This window comes from Pseudomonas sp. ADAK7, assembly GCF_012935675.1.
In the GTDB taxonomy this organism is placed as follows: domain Bacteria; phylum Pseudomonadota; class Gammaproteobacteria; order Pseudomonadales; family Pseudomonadaceae; genus Aquipseudomonas.
In genome coordinates this window covers 189,721-212,704 of the sequence record NZ_CP052861.1, presented here as the reverse complement: position 1 = coordinate 212,704, position 22,984 = coordinate 189,721, and the positions used below count along the sequence as shown (strand labels likewise).

The window sequence follows — 22,984 nt, the reverse complement described above, 5'->3', positions numbered from 1 at the left end:
TCAATGAGTTTGTTCGTCAAATATCTCCCTCACCCTCCGCGCAACATTACTACCCGAAAGGTAGATCCCTATCTCATCATAATCATCACCACTTGCCGACGCTGACAACCAGTTCAGACTAGTAATTACGACATCATCATCGTCCCACGCTAGTATTTTTGCGTGTATTGTCGGACGCGCTATTTTGTCGACATTAACACCGACATTTTTTAACTCAGAGGAAAGCAACTTCAACTCGCCATCACGCATCCCTCCACTTGATCGACCGTAGACTATGTTAACTTGCACCTCTTCATTATACTTGACAGACGTGGTCAGTGGCGCGATAACCGGCCTATTCGCAACATGACTAAAGCGGTGACTAGATAAAAATATACTGGCACAAGCCTCGTCTCTAGCTTTACGAACTAAGTCATAGTGACTATTCTTAAGCACTATTTGCACCATCATCTTTTGTCCATCTACGCCAAGATACTTTTCTGTCACCCTAGCCTTTAGCCTATTAGCTAAAACAGATAAGTCCTTACTAAAATCATTTGAAACCCTAACCACCCCTTGAGCAAGACTACTAGCTATAACCAACATCTCAGAGACAACAACCTTGTTAGTTATCCGAACTGAGGCCTCAAATCGATTAAACCCACTACTCAACCAATTACAGGAGCCCAGAGTAACGGAAAACTCCCCACTTTCATCGTCGCAAATAATAAATTTCGAATGAGACCTGGTAGGATCAAGATGAATATTTATGAGTGTATCTAAACCATCAGCCCTTGCTGCATCTATCAAACCGCTTAAGCTATCTCGCGTGCGCTGATATGTAATTAGTTTCTCGCTCTCATCTGGCTCAACCTGTCCCCAAAGGATATCGACTCGTACTGAGCGCTGCGCTGCAGAAATTATAACCGGAAGAATCTCAGCCAGATTATCAGGATTAATAAATGTAGAATGAATAATCAATCTAGTTTTAGCCGACTTCATAAGACCGAAGAAGTGCTCTCTATGCTCATCCGCCCCCAGAACAAGTTCAACCTCATCAATAGAAACTTTGTGAGGAGCACAAAAACGTTCAACTGAGGTAGCTGGATAAGTAGCCATCGTATTTTTTTGTTCAGATTGATCCGCCCCCAAAATACTTAGGGCTTCATATTTTTTGTTTGCCGCTTTAACTATTTGCTCAACCAGTTCCGGAGAGACATCTGCAGGCAAATTGCTGACCTTATCAGATTCATCTACCGAAACCAGAGCATACTTAACACTTTCTTTATTAGATCGCCCAAACCCAGAATCATCAAACCCCATCACTTCCTCATCTCTTTCTGAAACACACTCAAAGATAGAAGAGTAGCTAACATCCTTACGAACCCTCTCAAAATCCAGAGCAACAACCACATCGCCTTTAGATCTAATTATTTCTTGAACTCTCTTATCGCTATATATTTGAAAGGTTTGCTGCCTATGCCCAGTCCTATAACATTGCCCGGTACACGGATCAACAATGTACTGTCGCGTAGAAATAATTGGTTCCTTTTCAAGCGGTAGCTCCTCAAGTGTGGCAACTGCCTTTCCACGAGCAGTCGCTTGAAATAAATAATTACTATCCCCTTTCACCAACTCAAGCCATCCAACCCTCATAAGCGGTATCAGGATTTCAATAATAAGTCGCTTTGGCATATTGGAAGACGAAGAAAGCTGATGAGCTGACTGGGCGCAGGATACAATCTCTTGCAATAGCAGATGATCTATAGCACCCCACCTTTGTCCTTTTAGGATCTTGAATTTTTGCTGATCAAAGTAAAAAGGCACTTTCACATAAATAATTGGGCGCGGACTCATTTACTCGACCCTCCATTCAAAGGAACAACTCCATTAGCGAGATCACCCACATGTGATTTCTTTCGACTCTTTCCAGATTTACCATTCCGACTACTATGCTCTGCGCTCTGATTTTCGCCGACGAACTGACTACTTGGAATAAAGCTGATCAACCCTTCATCTTTATACTTTTCAATTTTTGAAATCAATTTGAACAAAAATGCTCCTTCTCCACTTTCGCGAGAGCCTCCCCTTGCTTGGATTTTTAACGCCCATGACTTCAAAAACTCATATGATCCAATAATAATAAGTTTATGGCGCGCCCTACTTAGCAGTACGTTCATCCTACGCTCATCAACTAAAAAACCTAAAGCCCCTTTTATAGTTGCATTACCGTTATTTCTGACTAGCGAAATTATAACTAAATCTGCCTCACTACCCTGAAATCCATCTACAGTACTGCAAAAATCAGCGTGATCATCTGCAGAATCAAATCCATCTAAATGCGAAAACTCCCCCCTTAATACATCATTATTATATATAAGCCTAGAAATCCTACCTACTTGTTCCGAATATGGAGAAAGCACCGCAATCTTTGCTTTTTTCGGAAGCCCTTGGAGCGGGCGCAATCGCTTTAGAAGTTCAATTACAACCTTTCGCTCCTGCGAGTTATGCCAACGAGGTGTGTCATCGCCTTTAATCATATATTTTGTCAACTGAACATCTGGCATGTCGACCCAAGTCAGTGCGTTCGTTCCATTTAACTCATCAGTACCATCAAAAATAAATGGAGGAGCGGTACCAGAGTCCCTATAGTACAACTCCTTCTTTCCATCCGTTTTTAGACAACCTTCATAGAACACATCCGAAATTATATTCGCTATATCAGGATGCATGCGATGCTGCACGCTCAGCATACTCCCTATTGAAGTTCTTCCCTGCTCAGACCCAAACATGTCTTTATGATTTTTTGCTTCGGCGATTTCGCCTTCAACCAAGGTTTGAAATAACATAAAGTTCTGAGCAGCAATGCGACCCACCTCACGAACACTCTCATCAGAAGTAGGAGGATCGACCAAAAACGCTTTGACGGCTTCACCTTTTATTTTTGCATTAAATATACCCTCTCCCTCTTGAAGCATCCTCCTAAGCTTTTCAGGGTTGGTAAGAACTGCTTTCATCTCATTTGTTCTATAAGGAGGCAGTTGCTTATGATCTCCTATCATTAAACGTCTATGAGATAGCAACAAAGGACTTACCAGTTCCAAGCCTGTAACCTTCCCTGTTTCCTCCATAATCGACCAGTCAAATTGAGCTCGGTCTTTTATCATTCGCTCAACCTGCTCCGAATTGGTTGTCGAAAAAACAATATTAGCAGACCGTAGCAATTGGTTAATTAATGTATGTCGCTTATAAATTGTCCCGGCCAACATCGAACGCACTTCCCCCTTAACGTCCTCGGACGATGACTCAACAAACAACTTACTATTCAAGAAACCCCTTAAATAATTCTTTGCCTTTTCATCTGCGTCCGAGAGAGAAGTCTCGTCATTTTTATCCTGCTTGCTACATCTAATTACTAGTAAATCCTCCGGGAAATTTTTGGCCGATTCCGTTCCAAAAACCTCGTGAAAAAGGTGCTGAACTGTCGAATGGCTTTGAGCCGTGAGAAGGACTCTGCTATCTGGCTCCTGCTCAAATAGATGTTTAACTAAAGATGACACCAAATATGTTTTCCCAACACCCGGAGGCCCTTGAACCAAATAAAGAGACAGCGTAGTAAGAATTCGCTCAAACGCTTCCTTTTTGGAGTCGTCTAAACCAGCAAAATATTTCTCGACCCCCTCGGGTGCGTTGGTACTAATGGCGTGCTTTTGCGGGCTTATTAGAACATCCAAAAGCTCCGCATGTGTTTCAAGAGTATCCAAGGCTTTTGCTCTACGACTTAACTGTCTAACAGTACCTTGGAGAGAGTTCGGGGCAATAAAATAAAACTGCTGAAATGGCAAAATTTGTTTGGAGGTAAACACAAACACCAGCTGCCCTTCGTCTGACCTGAAAGACTCTTGAAATGTTAGCAAAACCTCTTCTTCTTCCTTCCCCAGATTGGAGCTACTTACGAGACTCCAAACTATAGCCTCAAAATCCCCCTCGTTTTTTGTAAGTATTTTTTCTAATCTTAACGCTGGAGGCTCCAAGCCTAAGGACGCGGCCAAACTTTCCGCCTCATCATATTTCGTGCTGTATATTTCAACACGCCAATTATTATCGCTATCCTCCTTGGAGCTCAATATATTTACAGGAAAAATCTCAGCTCGCGCATAGGCAATCTCAGTCAGATGGCAAGCAACGAAACCGTCAATTAATTTTTGCTGGCTCGGGCTTCTAGGCGAGTCATCTACTTCAAATTTTTGAAAAAGAACGCTCCATATATTTTTAGATATATTTTCAGGATTCCGTCGCAAAAGATCATAAGCATCCGAGATTGAAAGCACCCGAACTTTAGATGATGACAGGGAAACCGTGTTTACATTTTTTGAAAAAGCATAGGGCAATTCGATATAAGCTCTATCACATATTGCGATTTCCCAACTCTCCTCATCACTAAATCGATCTGGCTTAAAAGTGCCGAGCTGATAAAACAGCTCTTGACCTTTTAAAAAATATACAACATCAGAATTATTTAAAGAAACAGACCTAACAAGCAGCGATGTGTTTTTTATATCCTGCTCAACAAATTTTTTTAACTCGTCAACATTCGCATGATCCAACGTAACCCCATATTTTTCCTTATAAATATCCTGAATTCTGGAAGTAACACTAGAAGATGATCTTGTAGCATCGGGCCTGCTTGATACTTTAATCGCAAAATCATATGCAGTAGAAACCTGAGACACATTTTTCTTTAACGCTTCAATTATCTCTTGTAACGCCTTCTTTATGACATCACCATCTAGACTCTCCTGAGACACATTCGCCTTAAAAGGAACCACCCCTAATAACTTACGAACAAAACCAACCTCTATCAACATCAGTTCAGAGTCGACTGCCAACTGCCCAAACGAAGCAGACAACTCTTCCAAGCCGACTAAAGAAACATTCAATATTTCGGCTATCAGCCTCCCAAGATCGGCCCAATCCGTAGCAAAAGAATATACAGTTCGCTCATTGGCGGCACTTGACCAACCTGCACTTACATTAGTTAATGCAGGAACTCTCATCGACCACTCAAACCCGGTTAACTGAAAGTCTTTACATTCATCATGAGGTGCTAGAGAGGTCAATATTGAACTACTATCTAATTGACGATGAAGCATTCCCTGCCCATGAAGTATTTCTATGGCATCTGCAATACGTATAATATTCTGCCAGAAGAAAACCCGAGAAGCGGGGCTTTTCAACCTTTTAACCCAATGAGATCTAAGTGATAACGTTCTTTGCCTCATCAGAAAATTCAGAGGTAGACGGCCTTGTGCATCCAGCACTAAATAGAACCCGCTCTTGTCTCGCCCGGACTCTACTAAAGTAGCAATTAAATCTTCAACACCAGGGTAACCTTTCAGACGATGCAACTGTCGAAGTTCATGCAGCCATATTGCCTCAACCTCATCATCACCAACTTCAGGACTACGAGGCCAGTACTTAATTATATATAGCTCACCGTTCTTCTCCGCACTCAGGATATTAGGTTTCCCGGAAAGCTCAGGAGCCACAACTAAGTATTCTTCATCAACTACATATCGTTGGAGGAAATCTTCTGATTTTTGCATTTTCAGTTCCTTTGATTACTGTAAACCAGCCTTTCACACCGTATCAGAATAATGTCCTGAATTGCAGGCCATGTGCCACCTCCTGATTTTCTGGTGTGACCTAACGTCTACCTGCGCACACCCGACCATCTAGACCAAGACACGCCCCACTTCCTACACTCCTAAAATTATTGGTGAATTCCTCTTCTTGCCGCCCTAACCCATTGAAGCTTATAGTCCGCCCCGTCACCCAAATGGTGACCAGGTTTGGCGACCTGTTTGATCGGGTGCAAAAGCTCTGTGCTTTCTTGCAGACGCTGTTGCACGTTCGCAAAGCTGTCTTTATGGCAGCTGTGCGCGGGAGACCTTCGGGTCTGCCGGTTTTCCGATCCCGGTTCGCCAACCTGCGTACAGCTGTCACCCATTCGTTTGGCGACGATTGAGGGGCAGTCAACCTTTGCTTTGATCGGAGTTTTACCCTTATGGAAAGATACATGCCTATCACCGGAATCGACCTGGTCCCGGCTTCCCTACTCATCGACACCCGCGCCCCCCTCGACGTCCTGCAAGCCATGGCCGATTACCGCATTCGCACGGTCACGCAGGTGTTGGAGAACATTGCTTACCGCGCCGAGATCGGTTGCGACACGGTCGTGCTGGCGGACTTTTCCAAGTTGTTGGTCATTCCGTTGCGCGATGGCTGTGATTTGATGGATGTGATCGGTCGGCGCTTGCGGGCGCAGGTTAAGGAGTAAGTGAAGACGGGTGCCGGGCAGGCACCCGTTTTTTTTGTCGGGGGGCGCGTGGAGGCATAGAATCCGTCGCTCGCCTCGCCCCGACTTCGCAAGGACTGTGAATGCCTTCTCATAAACGCCTCAGCAGCGTGTGTCATAGCCTCGCTCACCACGCCGGAAGTGCGCTGTCCTGGGTTCATCCCAATTTAAGTGAGGCGTTGCGGCCGTTGGGTGTCAGGGTGGCGGCGGTTGATTTGACGAAAGACGAGCCCTGCCCTCTGGCGCTGAGAAGTCATCCCTATTTGTCTAACGGGCTCAATGCGTTGAAAACGCGTTTCGAGGAAATACTTGGGGCGGAAGGTTTCGCGCTTTCGGCGCTGCAAGAGGCGACGGTGTTGTTTAACTTTGAGAACGGCAGCGACGACTATTGCTGTGAGTGTCATGCGCGGTTGGTCAGCGTGACTGGCCGGCAGTACGTGGCGGCGGTGAATTATTTGGGCAAGTCCATCGTTCCGCAGTTTGGGGCTTTTCAATAATGGGACCGAAGACTGAGCAGCTTATTGGCGTGCTTGAGCAGCTTGCCGTGGTGCTTGAAAGCGATGGCGCTGTTCACTGGGGTCAGTGGATGCGCAAAGCGCGGGCGCACTTGTTGAACGGGGATGCCTATGGGGTTGAGTATCTGTTGTCGGCCTACGGCGGAATGAGTTCGCTCAATGATCTTGTGCTTGGCCAAAGCTTTGTCGCGGGTGTGTTTGCCTGGAAACCTGGGCATGTTGAGTTGAATGAAAGGTTCGATGCGCTCAGGGATGAAGCCGCCAGGCTCGCTTATGCGATTAAACGGGCTCAGGATTGATCGGCGAACACTTATCCGGCGTCCGCTGTACCCTCACCCTCCTCTTTTTATTTGAGTAACCGATGAACATGGATGAGTTTCATCAAGGCAGTTGTCTGTGCGGGGCCGTGAAGTATGAGGTTTCGGGTCAGCTGAAAGCTGTGTCGCACTGTCATTGCGGCAAATGCCGGAAGGCCCATGGGGCTGCGTTTGCGACGTATGCCAGTGCTCCGAGGTCGGCGGTTTCCATTGCGAGCAGCGTGGAGGCGCTTAGGCGTTTTCAGTCGTCGGCCGGGGTGACGCGGCAGTTTTGTTCGATCTGTGGCACTTCGTTGTTCTGGTCGGATTCGAATGGCGAGTTTGCGGATTGGATTTCGATTGCGATTGGCACGCTTGATACGCCGTTCCATGCGCAGAAGCAGCGGCATACGTGTGTGTCGGAGAAGGCATCGTGGTTTGAAATTGGGGATCAGTGGCCTCAGGATTGATAACTTGTAGTAGCTGCTAATTCATTGAACGGATTAGCTTTTCTTTGCGCTTAAATGGATGGAAACGCAATGCAACCACCTGTCTCTGACCCGATAAAGCGGGATTACTCGCCACTGACCGTAGGCTCCGCTCTCGTCGTAATCTTCGGTTTGTTGATCATGTTGTTGCGAATTGCGCAGCAGAATTACCTGATGGCGATTGGCGTGGTTTGGGTGGCGAACGGTCTGACGTTTGTCCTGCATGTGCTGTATTGGCGGCGTTATGGCTTGTCCGATGGTTTGAAGGTTGCTGTCGTGTTCCAAGGCTTGATTACGATCGCACCGCTGCTGGCGGGCCAGTTTGGAGTGGCGTTGATTTTCTTGATGCTCGGTGGGGAACTGCGCTTTTGGTAGTGCGCAGGTAATGGCCAACCATCATTGGCGTCGATGGTCACCATCACGTCAATGAAGTTCTCATAAAAAATCCCCGGCGTAACATCCGCTCCATACCAACCAATAAACACCCCGGAGCACACCACCATGAAACGCCAAATCCTTCTCAGCATCGCTTTCTCGGTTTTCGCAGTTAACGCTTTTGCCGCGTCTCACACCATGATTGCCGAAGGCGGTTCGGATCGACTGATTGAAAGTCGTGTGGCTGAGGGTGGTTCGGATCGGTTGCAACAGAATCGTGTTGCTGAAGGTGGCTCCGATCGGTTGATCGAGAATCGTGTAGCCGAAGGTGGCTCGGATCGTCTGCAACAGAACCGCGTCGCCGAAGGTGGCTCCGATCGTCTGCAACAGAATCGCGTCGCCGAAGGTGGCTCCGATCGTCTGCAACAGAATCGCGTCGCCGAAGGTGGCTCCGACCGCCTGATCCAAAACCGCGTCGCCTGAATGAATGGCGTTAAAGCGGTCCCCAACAAAAAGCCCGGCCTGATCAGCCGGGCTTTTTCATGCCTGAAGTAATTCAGCCCTATTCAGGCGCTGCGATTCATACGTTGCTTCGGCTACCCGCACGCTCACTGACGTCGAGCAAAGCATCAAACGCCGCATTATCCAGTGGCCGGCTCAGGAAGTAGCCTTGGCCTTCGTCGCACGCCACCGCTTTGAGCAATCTGAGGTGTTCGGCGGTTTCAACGCCTTCAGCCGTCACGGTGAGGGATAACGCGCGGCCCAGGCCCACGATGGCTTGGACAATGGCTTTGTCGCCCTCGCTTTCGACCAGTCGGCTCAAAAAGCTGCGGTCGATTTTCAGGCCATCGAATGGGAAGGCGCGCAGGTAGCTCAGCGAAGAATACCCGGTACCGAAATCGTCCATGGATATCCGTACACCGAGGCGTTTGAGCGTGTGCATCAGCTCAAGTGCGCCGGCGGCATCGTCGAGCATGACGCTTTCGGTGATTTCCAGCTCGACGCGGGTGGGGTCTATGCCAGAGTCGTGGAGGGTTTTCTGCAGGCGCTCGACCAGGTTGCCGCGCTTGAACTCGGTGGGCGAAAGGTTGACAGACACGAACAGTTTTTCCGGCCACTGTGCGGCGCAACGGCAAGCGGTGCTGAGCACCCAGTCGCTCAGGGAGAGAATCAGCCCGGACTCCTCGGCAATCGGGATAAACGTGTCGGGTGGGATCAGACCGCGCTCGGGGTGTTGCCAGCGCACCAACGCTTCGGCACCGACCATTTGACCGTCAGCGATACGATAACGAGGTTGGAAATGCAGGCGCAGCTCACCGTGTTTGATGGCGAAACGCAGGTCGCTTTCCAAACGACGACGCTCAATGATCCTGGCGTTCATATCACCGGCGTAAAAGCGCCAGGTGTTGCGACCGGCGGCCTTGGCCTCGTACAGCGCAATATCCGCGTAGCGCAGCAATTCAGCGGCTTCAAAAGCGTCGGTTGGCGCCATCGCGATGCCGATGCTGGCGCTGACGAACACTTCCTGCTCCTCGATGGCGATAGGCCGTTCGATGGACTCGATCAGGCGATGACAGAGTGCCTCGACTTCGTCCTGGGAGCTCACGTCGGTGAGGATCAATACGAATTCGTCCCCACCGATACGGGCGACAAGGTCGCCATCGCGCACGCAGGCCGCCAGGCGGCTGGAGACTTCATTGAGTACCAAATCACCGGCCGCATGGCCCAGCAAGTCATTGACCGGTTTGAACCGGTCCAGGTCCAGGCTGAGCATGATCAGCGGCTGCTCTACCGTCGGCAACGCCTTGAGTTTGCCATCGAGAAACTCCTGCAGACGCGTCCTGTTGGGCAAACCGGTCAAGGCGTCATGCTGGGAGAGGAATTCGATGCGCCGACGGGATTCAACCTCCTCCGTCACATCGGTCGCGGTGCCCCGGAATCCTTCCCGGGCCATTTGTCGAGCCGATAGGCGAGTGATGCGCTCGCGGCCCTTGGTGTCGACGTATCGGCACTGGACGCTGATATCCGGACGGCGATTCGGGATGCTGAGCCATTGCGATAACGTGCCTAATTCGGTGCACAACAGATCGTCTATCCGCGCACCGATCCAAGCGTCCCTGGAAAGCCCCGTAACCACTTCAAATCGCTCGGACAAAAAGGTCAGGCGCCAATCAGCATCGATTTCCCATACCCAGTCCGAGCTGGCTTCCACGACGTCGCGAAAACGCGCTTCGCTGATGGCGAGGGCGTCTTGGCTGCTCTGTAGCGATGCGTAACTGGTGTCGAGTGCCAGTGCGCCGGCGGTGGTGCGACGCAAGATGGCCCAGGTCATCAGCCACACCAGCAGCGCGGCGACGCCGATCAATGGCAATCCGATCCCCAATAAGCGCAGGCCGGGCTTTGACGAGTTCCAACGCAGGCTGCCGGCCGCACCGTCATCGCCCAATGGCAGAACAGACGTGGCGCCAGCGTCGTCGGGTGTAGCGACGTGCAGACGATCTACCCCGAAATCGTCGCCCATCAGTTCAAGTTTGGTGCTGTTCAACATATCCACGAAAACCAATACCGACGGCGGCCGGTCATCCGCCACCACGGTCGGGTCCGTTCCCGGTGTAATCGCCGCGGCCGCGACGAGGGTCGGTACGCCCCTGACATTGATAAAGGTCGTTGTCGGCGTTTCAGTTTCCGCGCCAGCCCGGGCTTTATCGATAATGGCGGCAATTGACTGGTCGAGCCAATCGGTGACTTCAACGGGTTTCAGCTCACCCTTGATTACGGAGTAAACAGTGCGATTGACGTCGTTGACGACAAACACCCCCTGTAATCCGAAATCCGTATAAAGCGTTGAACCAACGTTTTGCCGAACGAAGGCCCAGTCAGGGTCCACTTCAGCGTGCAGGTGTTTGTAGGCATCCCCCCAAAATGCGTAGTCCTTGACGGTCGAGCGCAGGGATTTTTCCAGCGATTGCACCGCCTTCTTCGTGTAAAACGCACTTTCGACCTCCTCCGTGCGGTCCAGATCATGCGCTAGATAAATAAGGGACGCGCTGGCCAGTAAAAAAACAGCGGCCAACAGCCCCACAAATTTGAACAGAGAAGTACGCGCCAGCGACACGCTGGAACGGTTGGTGAGGGTTTGAACGATAGTCGCGAGGTTGCTCGGCATAATTTCCCGCTGATGCTGGAGGCGAGTCGGTTGCATATAAAGCTATCGGCGGTGTTAACAGAATAGTGAGTAATCTCGTTATTCCTTCACGCTGGGGAAGAGGTGATTGGCGCCTGATCCGCCCACCCTTTGGGATGCCGACGTCCTGGCCTGTCTTCGCCCTTGCGCATTGCAACCCATTAAAGTCGAGAGGGAGATTGCTACTCAAGGATCAATCAAAAGCCCCATTGAGCACTTCGTAGATGAGCCCGGTTGCCAGAGCGACCAGGATCAAGTCGGTGCCCACTTGCTGCCATTCGTACCCATCGTAATGAGGCAGCCGCCCGCTCAACCGACCATCCAGTTTTTTCGCAATGCCTGGTGGCAGAGGCTTACCGCGCGCAAGGTTCTTTTGAATGCCAGGTGGCAACGCAGGTCCGGGGCTCCAGTAGTCGCGGTATCCGCCCACAATCCCAAGCACGCTTGAGTGATTGATGCTTGGACCGTTATCCCAATCGCCGCCGCCGGAATTTTTACCTTTGTTTCCATGACTCCCCTGGTTGCCATGAGCCGGGTTGTTTTGCGAATTACCCTTGCCGTTTCCCTGACCCTTGCCATTACCAGGATCGGCCAACGCCGTCGCGGACCCGGCGACCAGAGCAACGCAAGTAATAGCGGCAATCAATGAGCGAATTCTGGACATGAGTCGTTCCTTCAGTGTGGCGGGACATGTCATTGAAATTTAGACGCTAATGGCGAAGTTGCTCGCTGAAGGCGGTTCGGATCGTTTTTTTGGAGAAACGCGTAGCCGAAAGTGGCTCCGACCGTCTGATCCGAAACCGCACCGCATAAATGATGGCCTTTAAAGCGGCCCAACAAAGAGCCCAGCCTGATAAGCCAGTTTTTTTCGTACTTGAAATAAACCAGCCGGCTCTCCACATTGCGCCAACTCCAGCGGTCACTTTTCCTTCTGTAACACCTGCCTACCCGCTCGGTAAATGTGAAAAATTCATTAAACCCCTGTCTCTGCGGGGTTTTTTGAGCCGAAACAATCTGCCACACTGCCGAGAATAATTCTCAACATCATTACTATTCGCCAAGGATGGCTATCGGGGAGTCCGTTTCATGCTGGGGCATCAAGCGCAAAGTCGTACGCCTTTTTCACCGGGTCTTCTGGCCATTGCCATGTGTATCGCAAGCACTCAGGCCGCCATCGCCGCCGAATCCCAACCTGCCGCAGCTGAAACCCGCCAGCCGCCCACAACGCTGGAATTGGATGCCACGAGCATCACCAGCGAACAACTGGGTGCCACCACCGAAGGCACCGGCTCCTACACCACCGGCCCGATGCAGACCGCGACCAAGTTGCCGCTGACTATGCGTGAAACGCCGCAGGCGGTGACGGTGATTACCCGTCAGCGCATGGACGATCAGGCCATGACCAGCATTAACGATGTGGTGAAGAACACGCCCGGCCTGTTCCTCAGCCAGTCCAGCGGTCCCGGCCGTCAGACCTACAGTTCTCGCGGCTTCGACATCGACAACATCATGTACGACGGTCTGCCCAGTTCTTATTCGGGCTACACCATGGGCGTGCAGCCGAACCTGGCGATGTTTGACCGCGTGGAAGTGATTCGCGGCGCGACCGGCCTGGTCACTGGTGCCGGCAACCCCTCGGCGGCCATTAACATGGTGCGCAAGCGCCCGACGTTTACCCCGCAGGTCAGTCTGACGGGCACGGCCGGCAGTTGGGATGACTATCGCGGTGAGTTTGATGCTTCCGGTCCGCTGAACGATAGCGGCACCTTGCGTGGCCGAATGGTGGGTTCTTATCAGGATGCCGACAGTTTCCGCGACAAGGAACAAAGCGATCACGGCCTGTTTTACGCGATCACGGAAGCTGATCTGAGCGACAGCACTACCGCGTCTTTGGGCTTTTCCCGCCAGGAGGACCAGACCAATTTCTTCTGGGGTGGTTTGCCCCTTGGCACCGATGGTCACCACCTGAACCTGCCCCGCTCCACCTACCCTGGCACCGATTGGGAAAACAAAAAGCTGCGGGTCGACACGGTGTTCGGCGACGTGGAGCACCGCTTCGACAACGATTGGAAACTGCACGTCGCCGGCTCGACCTCAACCCTGGACGGCTTGTTCTCCGGGACTTACCTGTCGCGTTACAACGGCCCGCTGGAGACCACTGCCTGGCAATCGCGGCAAGACGAAAAGCAGACCGCGTTCGACACCTACGCCAGCGGTCCGGTCGAGGCGTTCGGTCGTACTCATGAAGTGGTAGTCGGCACCAGCAAACGCATCTACGACAACACCACCAAAGATTACAGCCCTTACGACACCGGGCTGCCGATCGGCGCGCCGAAACCGGACTTTGTGCGCGATGGTAAAAGCCACAACATCACCACCCAGGACGCCGTTTACCTGACCACCCGCTTGAGCCTGGCCGACCCGCTTACACTGATTCTCGGCGGTCGCCTGGACTGGTATGACTACGACGACCGCTCGGGAGACGCGGACTACAAGGTCACCCGCAACCTGACGCGCTACGGCGGCCTGATCTACAAGCTCGATGACCACCATTCCGTGTACGCCAGTTACACCGACATTTTCACGCCACAAACCTACCAGGACCTCTCCGGCAAGTTGCTTGATCCGATCGTGGGGGAAAACTACGAAGTCGGCATCAAGGGCGAGTACTTCAACGGCGCCCTCAACGCCAGTCTGGCGGTGTTCCAGACCGACCAGAAAAACCGCGCCACCCAAGCCGCCACGCAACTGGGTTGCCCGGTGCTGACTTGCTACGACGCGTCAGGCCTGGTGCGCAGCCAAGGGATTGATATGGAGCTGCAAGGCGCACTGACTGACAACTGGCAGATCGGCGCCGGCTACACCTACACCCGTGCCCACTACATCAAGGACACCGACCCGGCCAACGAAAACCAGCGTTTCGACACCGACACGCCTGAGCATCTGTTCAAATTATCGACCGCCTACCGCTTCCAGGGGCCGCTGGAAAAACTGCGTGTGGGTGGCAACGTCTATTGGCAGAGCCGTATGTATAACGACGTCGACGTGACCAATGGCAGCTACCGTGTCGAGCAAGGCAGCTACGCCGTGGCCGACCTGATGGCGGGTTATGAGGTCAACAAGCACCTGGACCTGCAAGTGAACGCCAACAACGTCTTCGACCGCGTTTATTACTCGGCGATTGGCAGCAGCACGATCTGGGGCTCCACCGACACTTACGGCAATCCGCGTAGCTACTCGTTGACGGCGAAGTACCGCTTCTGACTGTGGCAGCGGTTCAAGGCAGATCATCACGGTGCCCGGCACGAGTTGGCTTTCAACTTTTACAGCAGATCGTCAACTACGCCGGGTAATGCCCAGGGCGTATCGGCCAGGGCGTGAGCGCCACTGTTTTTCAACTCATCGACGGCCCCATAGCCCCAAAGTGCCCCCACCGGGACCACCGCATTTCGCCGGGCAGCCTGCATGTCATCACGCTTATCGCCAATCATGAACACGCCAGAGGGTGGCATCGCAAGGGACGCTAGCAGCGTCTTTACCAGATCAGCTTTGTCATCCAGTTTGCCGTCGGGCGAGGTGCCGAAAATCGCCTGAAAAGAATCGAACAAGCCGTTGTGGATGAGCATTTTTTCCGCAAACTCTTGTCGTTTCGACGTCGCAATGAAGAGCGAATAATTACGCTCCGAAAAATAGCTGAGCGCCCTGGTTATACCTGCGTACGGAAGGCTTTGGTAAAGCCCTTGTTCCCTGTAGTGAGAGCGGTACAAGTGGAGGCACTCGTCGATTCGATCATCTGCAAAAGGCGCCAGAAGTTCTGCGACGACTTGGTTCATCGGCGGGCCAAACAACTTCTGTGTCTCCGCGTCGGGGATAAAGTCATGGCCCAGTTGACGTATGGCATACGTCAAGCTCTCAACGATTCCGGGTGCCGAGTCGAGGACGGTACCGTCCATATCGAAAATGATGACGTTGCAATCAGCCACGTGTGGAGCCTCCCTGTAGCGGAGGGGATTTTTCAAAAGGACTGACGCCCGATAGCGTTTTCAAGCACATTGGCGACCTGCTCCATTGTTGAAATAGCTGTTAGAAATCCATGGTCGGAAGGTGGCATTGGCTCATTGAGTTTCAACCATCGCTCCCGTCGATAGTCACCATCACGTCAATGAAGTTCTCATAAAAAATCCCCGGCGTAACATCCGCTCCATACCCAACTAATAACACCCGGAGCACACCATCATGAAACGCCAAATCCTTCTCAGCATCGCATTCTCGGTTTTTGCAGTTAACGCTTTTGCCGCTTCTCACACCATGATCGCTGAAGGCGGTTCGGATCGGTTGATTGAAAGTCGTGTGGCTGAGGGTGGCTCGGATCGGTTGCAGCAGAATCGTGTGGCTGAAGGTGGCTCGGATCGTCTGCAACAGAATCGTGTAGCCGAAGGTGGCTCGGATCGTCTGCAACAGAATCGCGTCGCTGAAGGTGGTTCTGATCGTCTGGTCCAAAACCGCGTCGCATAAATGATTGGCTTTAAAGTGGTACCCAACAAAAAGCCCGGCCTAATCAGCCGGGCTTTTTCGTACCAGAAATAAATCAGTCCCCTCTTTGTAACTCAAACCCTTCTGCTGCCACCCTCTTGCGCCCCTGAATCCAATACCCCAACGCCGCCAGCGGCACTGTCCCGAGCATCACCACCACGGCAATCTGCAACGGCTGCTCGATCCATGTCGACACCAGCAAACTCGCCCCAAAGCACGCACCGAGTTGCAACGCGTTTTGCAGCGCCGCCGCTTTGCCGGAATTTTCCGCAAAGGGTGTCAGTGCGTTGGTAATGATGATCGGGAAACTGGCGCCGTTGACCAAGCCCATCAAACAGAACGGGATCAGCAATGTGGTGAGGGTCGGCGTGGTCAATGTCGCAACCAGGTACAGCGCGACCATGCTCACGCAGTAGGCGAGGATCAGCCAGGGCAGCATGACGTTACCGCTGATGCGTTGCAGCAAGCTGCGGCAGCTGAAGCCGCCGATCAGGAAGCCTAGGGTTGGCAGGGCGTAGCTCAGGCCGATGTCGCTGGGGCTGTAGCCCATGCCGCCGAGAATGAACGGTGAGGCGGTGAGCCAGGCGAAGAACGCGGCCGAGCAGGCAGCGTAGATCAAGACGTTGCCGCTGAAGGCTTTGGTTTTGAGGAGTTGTCCGAAGCTGATGCGCGAGCGTTCGCCGTTGGCTGTCAGGCGTTTCGGTGTGGTTTTGAGCAGCACCGTGGGCACCAGCAAAAGCACGCTGACGCCGAGCAGCACAGCAAAAATCGACAGCCAGCCCCAGTGATTCAGCAGTAGCGCGCCGAGCAACGGCGCGAGTGCGGGTGACAGGGACATCAGTGGGATGATCCCGGCGAACAGGCGATTGGCTTGCTCGGGCGGGTAGCGGTCGATCACCAGCGCTTGCCAGCTGACAGCCGCCGAACACACACCGACGGCCTGGATAAAGCGCAGCGCCCAGAGTTGCACGTCGGTTTCGACCCAGAACATGCCGAGGCAGCCCAGGGCGAACAGGCTCAAGCCCATCAGCAACACGGGTTTGCGGCCGATGCGGTCGGACATCGGGCCCCACAGCAATTGGCCGACGGCAAATCCGGCGAGGAAGATGCTCAGGCTCGCGCCGACCGCGCCGGCCGACAGGTGCAGTTCGCCGCCGATGACGCCGAACGCCGGTAGATACATGTCCATGCCCAGGTAGCCGAGCACGCTCAGCCCAATCAGGTAACAGGTGAAGCCAAACGAGTTTTTCATCAACGCCCTAACGGTTCTTCAAATCAAATAATTTGTTAGCAGCGTGCCATTATGAGTGGTGAGCTTCTGCTGTGAAGCGATAATAATTGGACGTTCTTATCAATATTTTTGAAGGCAACTGAATGTGGTCTGAATATTCCCTCGATGTCGTCGATGCCGTGGCCCGGCATGGCAGTTTCAGCGCGGCGGCGCAGGAGTTGCACCGCGTGCCGTCGGCGGTCAGTTACACCGTGCGCCAACTGGAGCAATGGCTGGCGGTGCCGTTGTTTGTGCGCCGCCATCGCGATGTCGAACTGACGCCGGCCGGCAAGTTGTTTATCGAGCAGTCGCGCGGGGTGATGAAGTCCATGCTCGACACCCGGCGCCTGTGCCAGCAAGTGGCCAATGGCTGGAGCGGTCAGTTGAAAGTCGCGGTGGATGCCATCGTCAAACAGCAACGCTGCCGGCAACTGGTGCTGGATTTTTATAAACAGTTTCCTGATGTGGAATTACTGCTCAGCTACGAAGTGTTTAACGGCGTGTGGGACGCCCTCGCCGATGAGCGCACCGACATCGTGATCGGCGCCACCAGTGCGGTGCCGGTGGCCAGTCATTACAGCTTTCGCGACATGGGCCTGTTGAACTGGTTGTGCGTGGTCAGCACCCGGCATCCGTTGGCGGCATTGGTCGGACCACTGGACGACGATCAACTGCGCCCCTACCCCGCGCTGTGCATGAACGACACCTCGCGCCATCTGCCGAAACGCGATACCTGGTCGCTGGATAATCAGCGGCGGCTGGTGGTGCCGAATTGGGCCTCGGCTCTGGATTGTCTGCGCGAAGGTTTGTGCGTGGGCATGGCGCCAGCGCACTTGATGCTGCCGCTGATCGAGCAAGGCGAATTGGTCGCCCTGAACCTGCAACGACCGTTCGCCGCCAGCCCGTCGTGCGTGGCGTGGAATCAAAACAAGCATTCACCGGCCATGGCCTGGTTGCTGGAGTATCTGGGCGATGCCGAGACGATGAATCAGGAATGGTTGAATGGCGCGCTGCCCGTTGACGACGAAATTTGAGGCCGATCAATTCGCCGACACCAACTTCAACCCGATAACGCCGCCCAGGATCAGCGCAATGCAGAGAATCCGCAGCGGCGTGGCGGCATCGCCCAATATCGCCATGCCCAGAATCGCCGTGCCCGCCGCGCCAATCCCGGTCCAGACCGCGTAGCCCGTGCCCACGGGCAGTGATTTCAGCGCCAGTGACAGCAGAAACACACTCGACACGCCGGTGGCGGCGGCGATCAGTCCCGGGGTCAGGCGGGTAAAACCCTCGGAGCCTTTCATCGCAAAGGCGAAGGCGATTTCGAGGAGGCCGGCGAGGCTCAATAGTACCCATGCCATGGTGTTTGTTCCTTTCGTTGGGTCGGCGAGCACCGATGCGGCGCTCGCCAATCAGGCTCAGGCCTTGGCGGCTGCCGCAGGGATCGAGCGGAAGGTGATGCCGAAGCGGTTAAACGCGTTCATCAAGCCGATGGCATAGGTGAGGTCGGCGAGTTCTTTGTCGTTGAACTCGGCGGCGGTGGCTTGGTAGTCCGCGTCTGGCACACCGGTTTCGGCCACCCGCGTGACGGTTTCAGCCCAGGCCAGGGCGATGCGTTCGCGGGTGCTGAAGACAGCGCCGGAGTCGCGCCATACCGGCACCAACACCAGTTTTTCCACGCTGACGCCGAGTTTAAGAAGATCCCGCGAGTGCATGTCGATGCAGTAGGCGCAGCCGTTGAGTTGCGAGACTCGCAGGTACACCAGATCGATCAGTTCGTGGGGCAAACCGGACTTCTGAAGTGTGACGTACACACCGCCGAACGCCTTGTAACCTTCAGGGGAAGCGCTGGCGTAGTCGATACGGTTAGTCATGATGAATCCTTCTAGTGGCTGTTTGGAGGACTCCATCGTGGGGCGTCATGGCCCAGGGTTGAAGGTCCATGATCTGTGTTCCTTTCTGGGCCATACTTGCTGTATTCATGGACCAGCCGCAAAGGCAATTCATGGATCTTTTGGCTAGGTCATGACCTTCGTAGCATGGGCACCTCAATCGATAACCTTGAAGTGAGCCAACCATGAACATCCTGCATGTCAGCTGCAGCCCGCGCGGGCAAGCGTCCGAGAGTTATCGGCTTTCGCAAACCGTGATCGGGCATTTATTGAAGCGCACTCCCACCGCCGAAGTGATCAACCGGGTGGTGGGCGCGGGCGGGATTGCGCATGTGGATGAGAACTACGCGATCTCCCAGCAGTCGCTGGAGGACATCGCTGAAGACGGTTCTTTTATCCAGTCCGAATGGCTCATTAATGAATTGAAAAGCGCGGATGTGCTGGTCATCAGTACGCCGATGCACAACTTCACGGTGCCTTCGGCGTTGAAGGTCTGGATCGATCATGTCGCTCGGGTGCGGCGGACGTTTAATGTCGGTGCGCAAGGCAAGACCAGCATGCTCTCCGATCGCCCGGTGTTTGTGGCGATTGCGTCGGGCGGGCGATTTTCCGGGGAGCGTGCGCGTCAGCCGGACTTTCTGACGCCGTACCTGAAAGCCGTGCTCAACATGATCGGGCTGCATGATCTACATTTCTTCACGGTCGAAGGCACTGCCCTGGGCCCGGATGCGGTTGCTGAGGCGCGGGCCGGAACAGATCAAGCGCTACAGGCGTATTTCCAGAATAACGAGGCGCAATGACTGGCAAAGCTTTTTCACCCCTGGACCCGGCGTCCAGCGAACCGATCTACCGGCAAATCTACTGGCGGTTCCGGGGCGCGATTACCGACGGCACGCTCACCCCAGGCGAGCGGATTCCGGCGGCCCGGGCGTTGGCGAAGGAACTCGGGCTGGCGCGGGGCACCATCGACACCGCGTATTCCCTGCTGACCGCCGAGGGCTACATTCAGGCGCGCGGCCAGGCGGGTACGGTGGTCGCGCCCGGGATCAACGTGCGGGCGCCCTCCTCTGCGGCGCAGCGACCGGCCGAGAATCCTTCGATCCGGCATAAAGCGCCGATCCTGCCATTTCAAATGGCCCTGCCGGCGCTGGACGCCTTTCCCCGGAAAATCTGGGCGCAAATCGGCGCCCGTTGCGTTCGCGCTACGCAAGTGGCGGACATGGCCAATCCTTCGGTGTATGGCCTGGAATCGTTGCGCACGGCGATTGCCACTTACCTGCACATGGCGCGGGGCATTACCTGCTCGCCGTCGCAGGTGTTCATTACCTCGGGCTACCGCAACAGCCTGTCGTTGATCGCCCATGCGCTGCTCAAACCGGGCGACCGCGTGCTGGTGGAGGACCCGGGTTACCGGCCGACTCGCCAGTTGCTTGAATACCTGCAGATTGAGACCGTGCCCGTCCCGGTCGATCAGGACGGCATGCAAGTGACGCATGCCGTGAGCCATGCGCTGGGCGCCCGTGCGGCGGTGGTCACGCCGGCTCATCAGAGCCCTTTGTGCGTGTCGCTGTCGCTGCCGCGTCGCCTGGAATTGCTCGAGTGGGCGAGCCGCGAACAGGCCTGGATTGTCGAGGATGACTACGACGGCGAGTACCGCTACATCAGCCGTCCGCTGCCGGCGCTCAAGAGCCTGGATCGCGAGGGTCGGGTGCTGTATGCCGGGACGTTCAGCAAGGTACTGTTTCCGGGTATCCGCCTTTCGTATTTGATCGTGCCGCCGGCGCAGGTCGAACGCTTCGAACAGGTCGGCCAGACTTTCCTTGGTGGCTGCCCGGAACTCACCCAAGCCATCGTCGCGACGTTTCTCACCGAGGGCCATTTCGCCCGGCATATCCAGCGGATGCGCAAGCTCTATGGGGAACGCCGGGAGGCGACGGCGCGGGGGTTGAAAGCGGTGTTGGGCGAGCGCATTCGCATTGATGCGCAGCCGGGGGGCATGCATTTGATTCTGCGGCTGGTGGATCAACAGTCCGATCGGGCGCTGGTCGAGCGTCTGCAGCAGGCGGGGATTTATGCCGAAGCGTTGAGCGATTTCAGTATCCGTGGCCAGACCGAATCAGCGCTGTTGCTTGGGTTCGCCAACATTGATTCGCAAGCCACCGCCGAACGCCTCGGTCAACGCATTCTGGAATTGTTGTAACCCATGGCCCACTCGAACACTCGATTCTTGGCGCTGTTGCGCTGAGCCAACAGGCGGCAGGATGGGGTGCTCAGCCCTCAAACGGACCTCATCCGATGCCCTCCCCACTGCAAAGCATTGCTGTTTTTTCCGGTTCCAATCATGGCTTCAACCCGGCGTATGCCGAAGGCGCGCAAGCCTTGGGCCGGGAAATTGCCCGACGTGGTTTGCGCCTGGTTTATGGCGGCACCGATAAAGGTTTGATGGGCGTCGTGGCCGATGCCGTGCTTGCCGAGGGCGGCGAAGTGGTCGGCGTCATCACCCGCTATTTGCACGACCTCGGCCACCTGCACAGCGGGCTGACCCGGCATGAAGTGACACCCGACATGCGCAGCCGCAAGACGCGCATGAGTGAATGGGCGGATGCGTTTATCGCCTTGCCTGGCGGCCTGGGGACGTTTGAAGAGTTGTTTGAAGTCGCGACATTGACGCAACTGGGTGAACACCAAAAAGGCGTGGCTTGCCTGAACATTGGCGACTTCTTCAACCCGGTGCGCAGCCTGTTGGAGCATGCGGTGAAAGAAGGTTTCATGAAAACCGAGCACAGCGAAATGCTGATCCTAGACACGGATCCAACGGCGCTGATCGATGCGTTGGAACAGTGGCAGCCGCCGAGCGTAAACAAATGGATCGGCCCAACAAGATCCTGAACCCACCACCGAACATGTGGCGAGGGAGCTTGCTCCCGCTGGGCTGCGAAGCGGCCCCAAAACCGGCCACCGAGGTGTATCAGTTACACCGAGGGCAACGGTTTCACGACTGCTGCGCAGCCGAGCGGGAGCAAGCTCCCTCGCCACAAGCAAGCTCCCTCGCCACAGGTTTACGCCTTCTGGGGGCCAGTGACCGGCGCATGCTCCGCCATCAACTCCGCGACCCAATCGATGAACACCCGCACCTTGATGCTGATGTGCCGGTTGGGCGGAAATGCCACATAAAGCGGCATCGGATCCAGGCGCCAATCCTCGAACAGGCGCACCAGTTCACCCCGCGCTTCTGGGCCTTTGGACATGTAGTCCGGCAGCCAAAACACGCCCATTCCGGCCAGGCCTGCCGCGAGGTAGGCATTGCCATCGTCGACCGCCAGCACGTAGCGACCCTTGATCTGAAGATGCTCGCTGTTGTTGTGCATGACATAGGGCAAGGCCTTGCCGGTGCGCGCCCACAGGAAGCCAACGATCCGATGTTCGGAATCCTCCAGCTGCCGTGGATGCGTTGGCGTTCCGAGGCGTTGCAGGTAACTCGGCGCGGCAAACACCCCAAGTTGAAGCTCACCGACCCGCCGGGCCATCAGCGATTGATCAGTGAGCTCGCCGCCGCGCACCACGCAATCGACGTTCTCCCCGATGATATCGACGATACGATCGCTGACGCCCATGTCGATCTGGATGTCCGGGTAGCGCGCATGAAACGCTGGCAATGCCGGCATCAGAATCAGCCGGGCCAGCGGGCTGGGCACATCCACTCGCAGGCGGCCCCTGGGTTGCACCGAGGCGCCGGACAGGCTGGTTTCGGCATCGTCCATATCCGCCAGCAGTCGCACCACGCGCTCGTAAAACACCGCGCCATCGGCGGTGACGTTGACCTTGCGCGTGGTGCGGTTGAGCAATTTGACCCGCAACCGCGCCTCCAACTGCTGCACCAGTTGCGTCACGCTGGTTTTGCTCATGTGCAAGGTTTCGGCGGCCTTGGTGAAACTGCCGGTTTCCACCACCCGGGCGAAGGCCTGCATCGCATCGAAACGGTCCATTGTTGCCCCGGATTGTTTGGGATTTACAAACAGTGATGGCCAAGGTTGCTTGTTTATCGGGCTGGCGCAAGTGCCTACAGTCACTTCATCGTAATTGCGGGTCAGTGT

General features: G+C 54.4%; 20 protein-coding genes and 1 pseudogene. 12 read left to right on the top strand and 9 right to left on the bottom strand.

Features of this window, described 5'->3' with window-relative positions; all coding sequences use genetic code 11:
- Positions 1–1,836, bottom strand: a complete 1,836-nt coding sequence (locus tag HKK53_RS01080; RefSeq protein WP_169368917.1) for a phospholipase D-like domain-containing protein — start codon at positions 1,834–1,836, stop codon at positions 1–3.
- The gene (locus HKK53_RS01075) at positions 1,833–5,585 is read right to left on the bottom strand and encodes an AAA domain-containing protein (RefSeq protein ID WP_169368916.1); all 3,753 of its coding nucleotides are present in this window, start codon (positions 5,583–5,585) and stop codon (positions 1,833–1,835) included. The genes HKK53_RS01080 and HKK53_RS01075 overlap by 4 nt, the downstream gene beginning before the upstream one ends.
- 461 nt (positions 5,586–6,046) lie before the next feature.
- On the opposite strand from HKK53_RS01075, the gene HKK53_RS01070 reads away from it, so the two are divergent.
- From HKK53_RS01070 to HKK53_RS01045, 6 genes are all read left to right on the top strand, one after another.
- Positions 6,047–6,319 carry a hypothetical protein gene (locus tag HKK53_RS01070; protein WP_169368915.1) on the top strand — a complete coding sequence of 91 codons (273 nt, stop codon included), beginning with the start codon at positions 6,047–6,049 and terminating at the stop codon, positions 6,317–6,319.
- A gap of 101 nt (positions 6,320–6,420) precedes the next feature.
- Entirely contained in the window at positions 6,421–6,834 is a 414-nt protein-coding gene (locus HKK53_RS01065; protein WP_169368914.1) for a hypothetical protein, read from the top strand.
- The gene (locus HKK53_RS01060; RefSeq protein ID WP_169368913.1) at positions 6,834–7,151 is read left to right on the top strand and encodes a DUF6966 domain-containing protein; all 318 of its coding nucleotides are present in this window, start codon (positions 6,834–6,836) and stop codon (positions 7,149–7,151) included. Before HKK53_RS01065 ends, HKK53_RS01060 begins: the two co-directional genes overlap by 1 nt.
- Before the next feature lie 68 nt (positions 7,152–7,219).
- Complete coding sequence (locus tag HKK53_RS01055; RefSeq protein ID WP_169374152.1) at positions 7,220–7,618, top strand: GFA family protein; 399 nt, start codon at positions 7,220–7,222, stop codon at positions 7,616–7,618.
- 69 nt (positions 7,619–7,687) lie between these two features.
- A complete protein-coding gene (locus HKK53_RS01050; protein ID WP_169368912.1) occupies positions 7,688–8,011 on the top strand; it encodes a hypothetical protein in 324 nt (107 codons plus the stop codon).
- 126 nt (positions 8,012–8,137) lie between these two features.
- Positions 8,138–8,494, top strand: coding sequence for a hypothetical protein (locus HKK53_RS01045; RefSeq protein ID WP_169368911.1), 357 nt, complete (start codon positions 8,138–8,140; stop codon positions 8,492–8,494).
- 97 nt (positions 8,495–8,591) lie between these two features.
- Here HKK53_RS01045 and HKK53_RS01040 read toward each other — a convergent pair whose 3' ends face one another.
- On the bottom strand, positions 8,592–11,177 hold the full coding sequence (locus HKK53_RS01040; protein WP_169374151.1) for a bifunctional diguanylate cyclase/phosphodiesterase: 2,586 nt from the start codon (positions 11,175–11,177) through the stop codon (positions 8,592–8,594).
- Positions 11,178–11,388: 211 nt separating this feature from the next.
- A complete protein-coding gene (locus HKK53_RS01035; RefSeq protein ID WP_169368910.1) occupies positions 11,389–11,859 on the bottom strand; it encodes an anti-virulence regulator CigR family protein in 471 nt (156 codons plus the stop codon).
- A gap of 422 nt (positions 11,860–12,281) precedes the next feature.
- Here HKK53_RS01035 and HKK53_RS01030 point away from each other — a divergent pair, with 422 nt between their 5' ends.
- Positions 12,282–14,459, top strand: a complete 2,178-nt coding sequence (locus tag HKK53_RS01030) for a TonB-dependent siderophore receptor (protein WP_169368909.1) — start codon at positions 12,282–12,284, stop codon at positions 14,457–14,459.
- A 59-nt stretch (positions 14,460–14,518) separates the two neighbouring features.
- On the opposite strand, the gene HKK53_RS01025 is transcribed toward HKK53_RS01030, so the two are convergent.
- Complete coding sequence (locus HKK53_RS01025; RefSeq protein WP_169368908.1) at positions 14,519–15,178, bottom strand: HAD hydrolase-like protein; 660 nt, start codon at positions 15,176–15,178, stop codon at positions 14,519–14,521.
- A gap of 253 nt (positions 15,179–15,431) precedes the next feature.
- Here HKK53_RS01025 and HKK53_RS01020 point away from each other — a divergent pair.
- Positions 15,432–15,707: pseudogene (locus HKK53_RS01020) on the top strand (phage infection protein); the annotation flags it as partial.
- Positions 15,708–15,783: 76 nt separating this feature from the next.
- Here the strand turns inward: HKK53_RS01020 and punC are convergent.
- Complete coding sequence (punC, locus tag HKK53_RS01015) at positions 15,784–16,980, bottom strand: purine nucleoside transporter PunC (protein WP_169368906.1); 1,197 nt, start codon at positions 16,978–16,980, stop codon at positions 15,784–15,786.
- Positions 16,981–17,102: 122 nt separating this feature from the next.
- On the opposite strand from punC, the gene punR reads away from it, so the two are divergent.
- The gene (punR, locus tag HKK53_RS01010) at positions 17,103–18,032 is read left to right on the top strand and encodes a DNA-binding transcriptional activator PunR (protein ID WP_169368905.1); all 930 of its coding nucleotides are present in this window, start codon (positions 17,103–17,105) and stop codon (positions 18,030–18,032) included.
- Positions 18,033–18,038: 6 nt separating this feature from the next.
- Here punR and HKK53_RS01005 read toward each other — a convergent pair whose 3' ends face one another.
- Positions 18,039–18,359, bottom strand: coding sequence for a DMT family transporter (locus tag HKK53_RS01005; RefSeq protein ID WP_133839913.1), 321 nt, complete (start codon positions 18,357–18,359; stop codon positions 18,039–18,041).
- 57 nt (positions 18,360–18,416) lie between these two features.
- A complete protein-coding gene (locus tag HKK53_RS01000) occupies positions 18,417–18,872 on the bottom strand; it encodes a carboxymuconolactone decarboxylase family protein (protein WP_169368904.1) in 456 nt (151 codons plus the stop codon).
- Positions 18,873–19,075: 203 nt separating this feature from the next.
- Between HKK53_RS01000 and HKK53_RS00995 the strand changes: the two genes are divergently transcribed.
- From HKK53_RS00995 to HKK53_RS00985, 3 genes are all read left to right on the top strand, one after another.
- The gene (locus HKK53_RS00995) at positions 19,076–19,690 is read left to right on the top strand and encodes an FMN-dependent NADH-azoreductase (RefSeq protein WP_169368903.1); all 615 of its coding nucleotides are present in this window, start codon (positions 19,076–19,078) and stop codon (positions 19,688–19,690) included.
- A complete protein-coding gene (pdxR, locus tag HKK53_RS00990) occupies positions 19,687–21,090 on the top strand; it encodes a MocR-like pyridoxine biosynthesis transcription factor PdxR (RefSeq protein ID WP_169368902.1) in 1,404 nt (467 codons plus the stop codon). Before HKK53_RS00995 ends, pdxR begins: the two co-directional genes overlap by 4 nt.
- A gap of 95 nt (positions 21,091–21,185) precedes the next feature.
- A complete protein-coding gene (locus HKK53_RS00985) occupies positions 21,186–21,779 on the top strand; it encodes a TIGR00730 family Rossman fold protein (RefSeq protein WP_169368901.1) in 594 nt (197 codons plus the stop codon).
- Positions 21,780–21,949: 170 nt separating this feature from the next.
- Here HKK53_RS00985 and HKK53_RS00980 read toward each other — a convergent pair whose 3' ends face one another.
- Positions 21,950–22,876, bottom strand: a complete 927-nt coding sequence (locus tag HKK53_RS00980) for a LysR family transcriptional regulator (RefSeq protein WP_169368900.1) — start codon at positions 22,874–22,876, stop codon at positions 21,950–21,952.
- Between the last annotated feature and the right edge of the window lie 108 nt (positions 22,877–22,984).

Bases quoted from the DNA above. Each gene is read 5' to 3' on its own strand.
- HKK53_RS01080 (WP_169368917.1), bottom strand. From the start codon at position 1,836: ATGAGTCCGCGCCCAATTATTTATGTGAAAGTGCCTTTTTACTTTGAT.
- HKK53_RS01075 (WP_169368916.1), bottom strand. From the start codon at position 5,585: ATGCAAAAATCAGAAGATTTCCTCCAACGATATGTAGTTGATGAAGAA.
- HKK53_RS01070 (WP_169368915.1), top strand. From the start codon at position 6,047: ATGGAAAGATACATGCCTATCACCGGAATCGACCTGGTCCCGGCTTCC.
- HKK53_RS01065 (WP_169368914.1), top strand. From the start codon at position 6,421: ATGCCTTCTCATAAACGCCTCAGCAGCGTGTGTCATAGCCTCGCTCAC.
- HKK53_RS01060 (WP_169368913.1), top strand. From the start codon at position 6,834: ATGGGACCGAAGACTGAGCAGCTTATTGGCGTGCTTGAGCAGCTTGCC.
- HKK53_RS01055 (WP_169374152.1), top strand. From the start codon at position 7,220: ATGGATGAGTTTCATCAAGGCAGTTGTCTGTGCGGGGCCGTGAAGTAT.
- HKK53_RS01050 (WP_169368912.1), top strand. From the start codon at position 7,688: ATGCAACCACCTGTCTCTGACCCGATAAAGCGGGATTACTCGCCACTG.
- HKK53_RS01045 (WP_169368911.1), top strand. From the start codon at position 8,138: ATGAAACGCCAAATCCTTCTCAGCATCGCTTTCTCGGTTTTCGCAGTT.
- HKK53_RS01040 (WP_169374151.1), bottom strand. From the start codon at position 11,177: ATGCCGAGCAACCTCGCGACTATCGTTCAAACCCTCACCAACCGTTCC.
- HKK53_RS01035 (WP_169368910.1), bottom strand. From the start codon at position 11,859: ATGTCCAGAATTCGCTCATTGATTGCCGCTATTACTTGCGTTGCTCTG.
- HKK53_RS01030 (WP_169368909.1), top strand. From the start codon at position 12,282: ATGCTGGGGCATCAAGCGCAAAGTCGTACGCCTTTTTCACCGGGTCTT.
- punC (WP_169368906.1), bottom strand. From the start codon at position 16,980: ATGAAAAACTCGTTTGGCTTCACCTGTTACCTGATTGGGCTGAGCGTG.
- punR (WP_169368905.1), top strand. From the start codon at position 17,103: ATGTGGTCTGAATATTCCCTCGATGTCGTCGATGCCGTGGCCCGGCAT.
- HKK53_RS01005 (WP_133839913.1), bottom strand. From the start codon at position 18,359: ATGGCATGGGTACTATTGAGCCTCGCCGGCCTCCTCGAAATCGCCTTC.
- HKK53_RS01000 (WP_169368904.1), bottom strand. From the start codon at position 18,872: ATGACTAACCGTATCGACTACGCCAGCGCTTCCCCTGAAGGTTACAAG.
- HKK53_RS00995 (WP_169368903.1), top strand. From the start codon at position 19,076: ATGAACATCCTGCATGTCAGCTGCAGCCCGCGCGGGCAAGCGTCCGAG.
- pdxR (WP_169368902.1), top strand. From the start codon at position 19,687: ATGACTGGCAAAGCTTTTTCACCCCTGGACCCGGCGTCCAGCGAACCG.
- HKK53_RS00985 (WP_169368901.1), top strand. From the start codon at position 21,186: ATGCCCTCCCCACTGCAAAGCATTGCTGTTTTTTCCGGTTCCAATCAT.
- HKK53_RS00980 (WP_169368900.1), bottom strand. From the start codon at position 22,876: ATGGACCGTTTCGATGCGATGCAGGCCTTCGCCCGGGTGGTGGAAACC.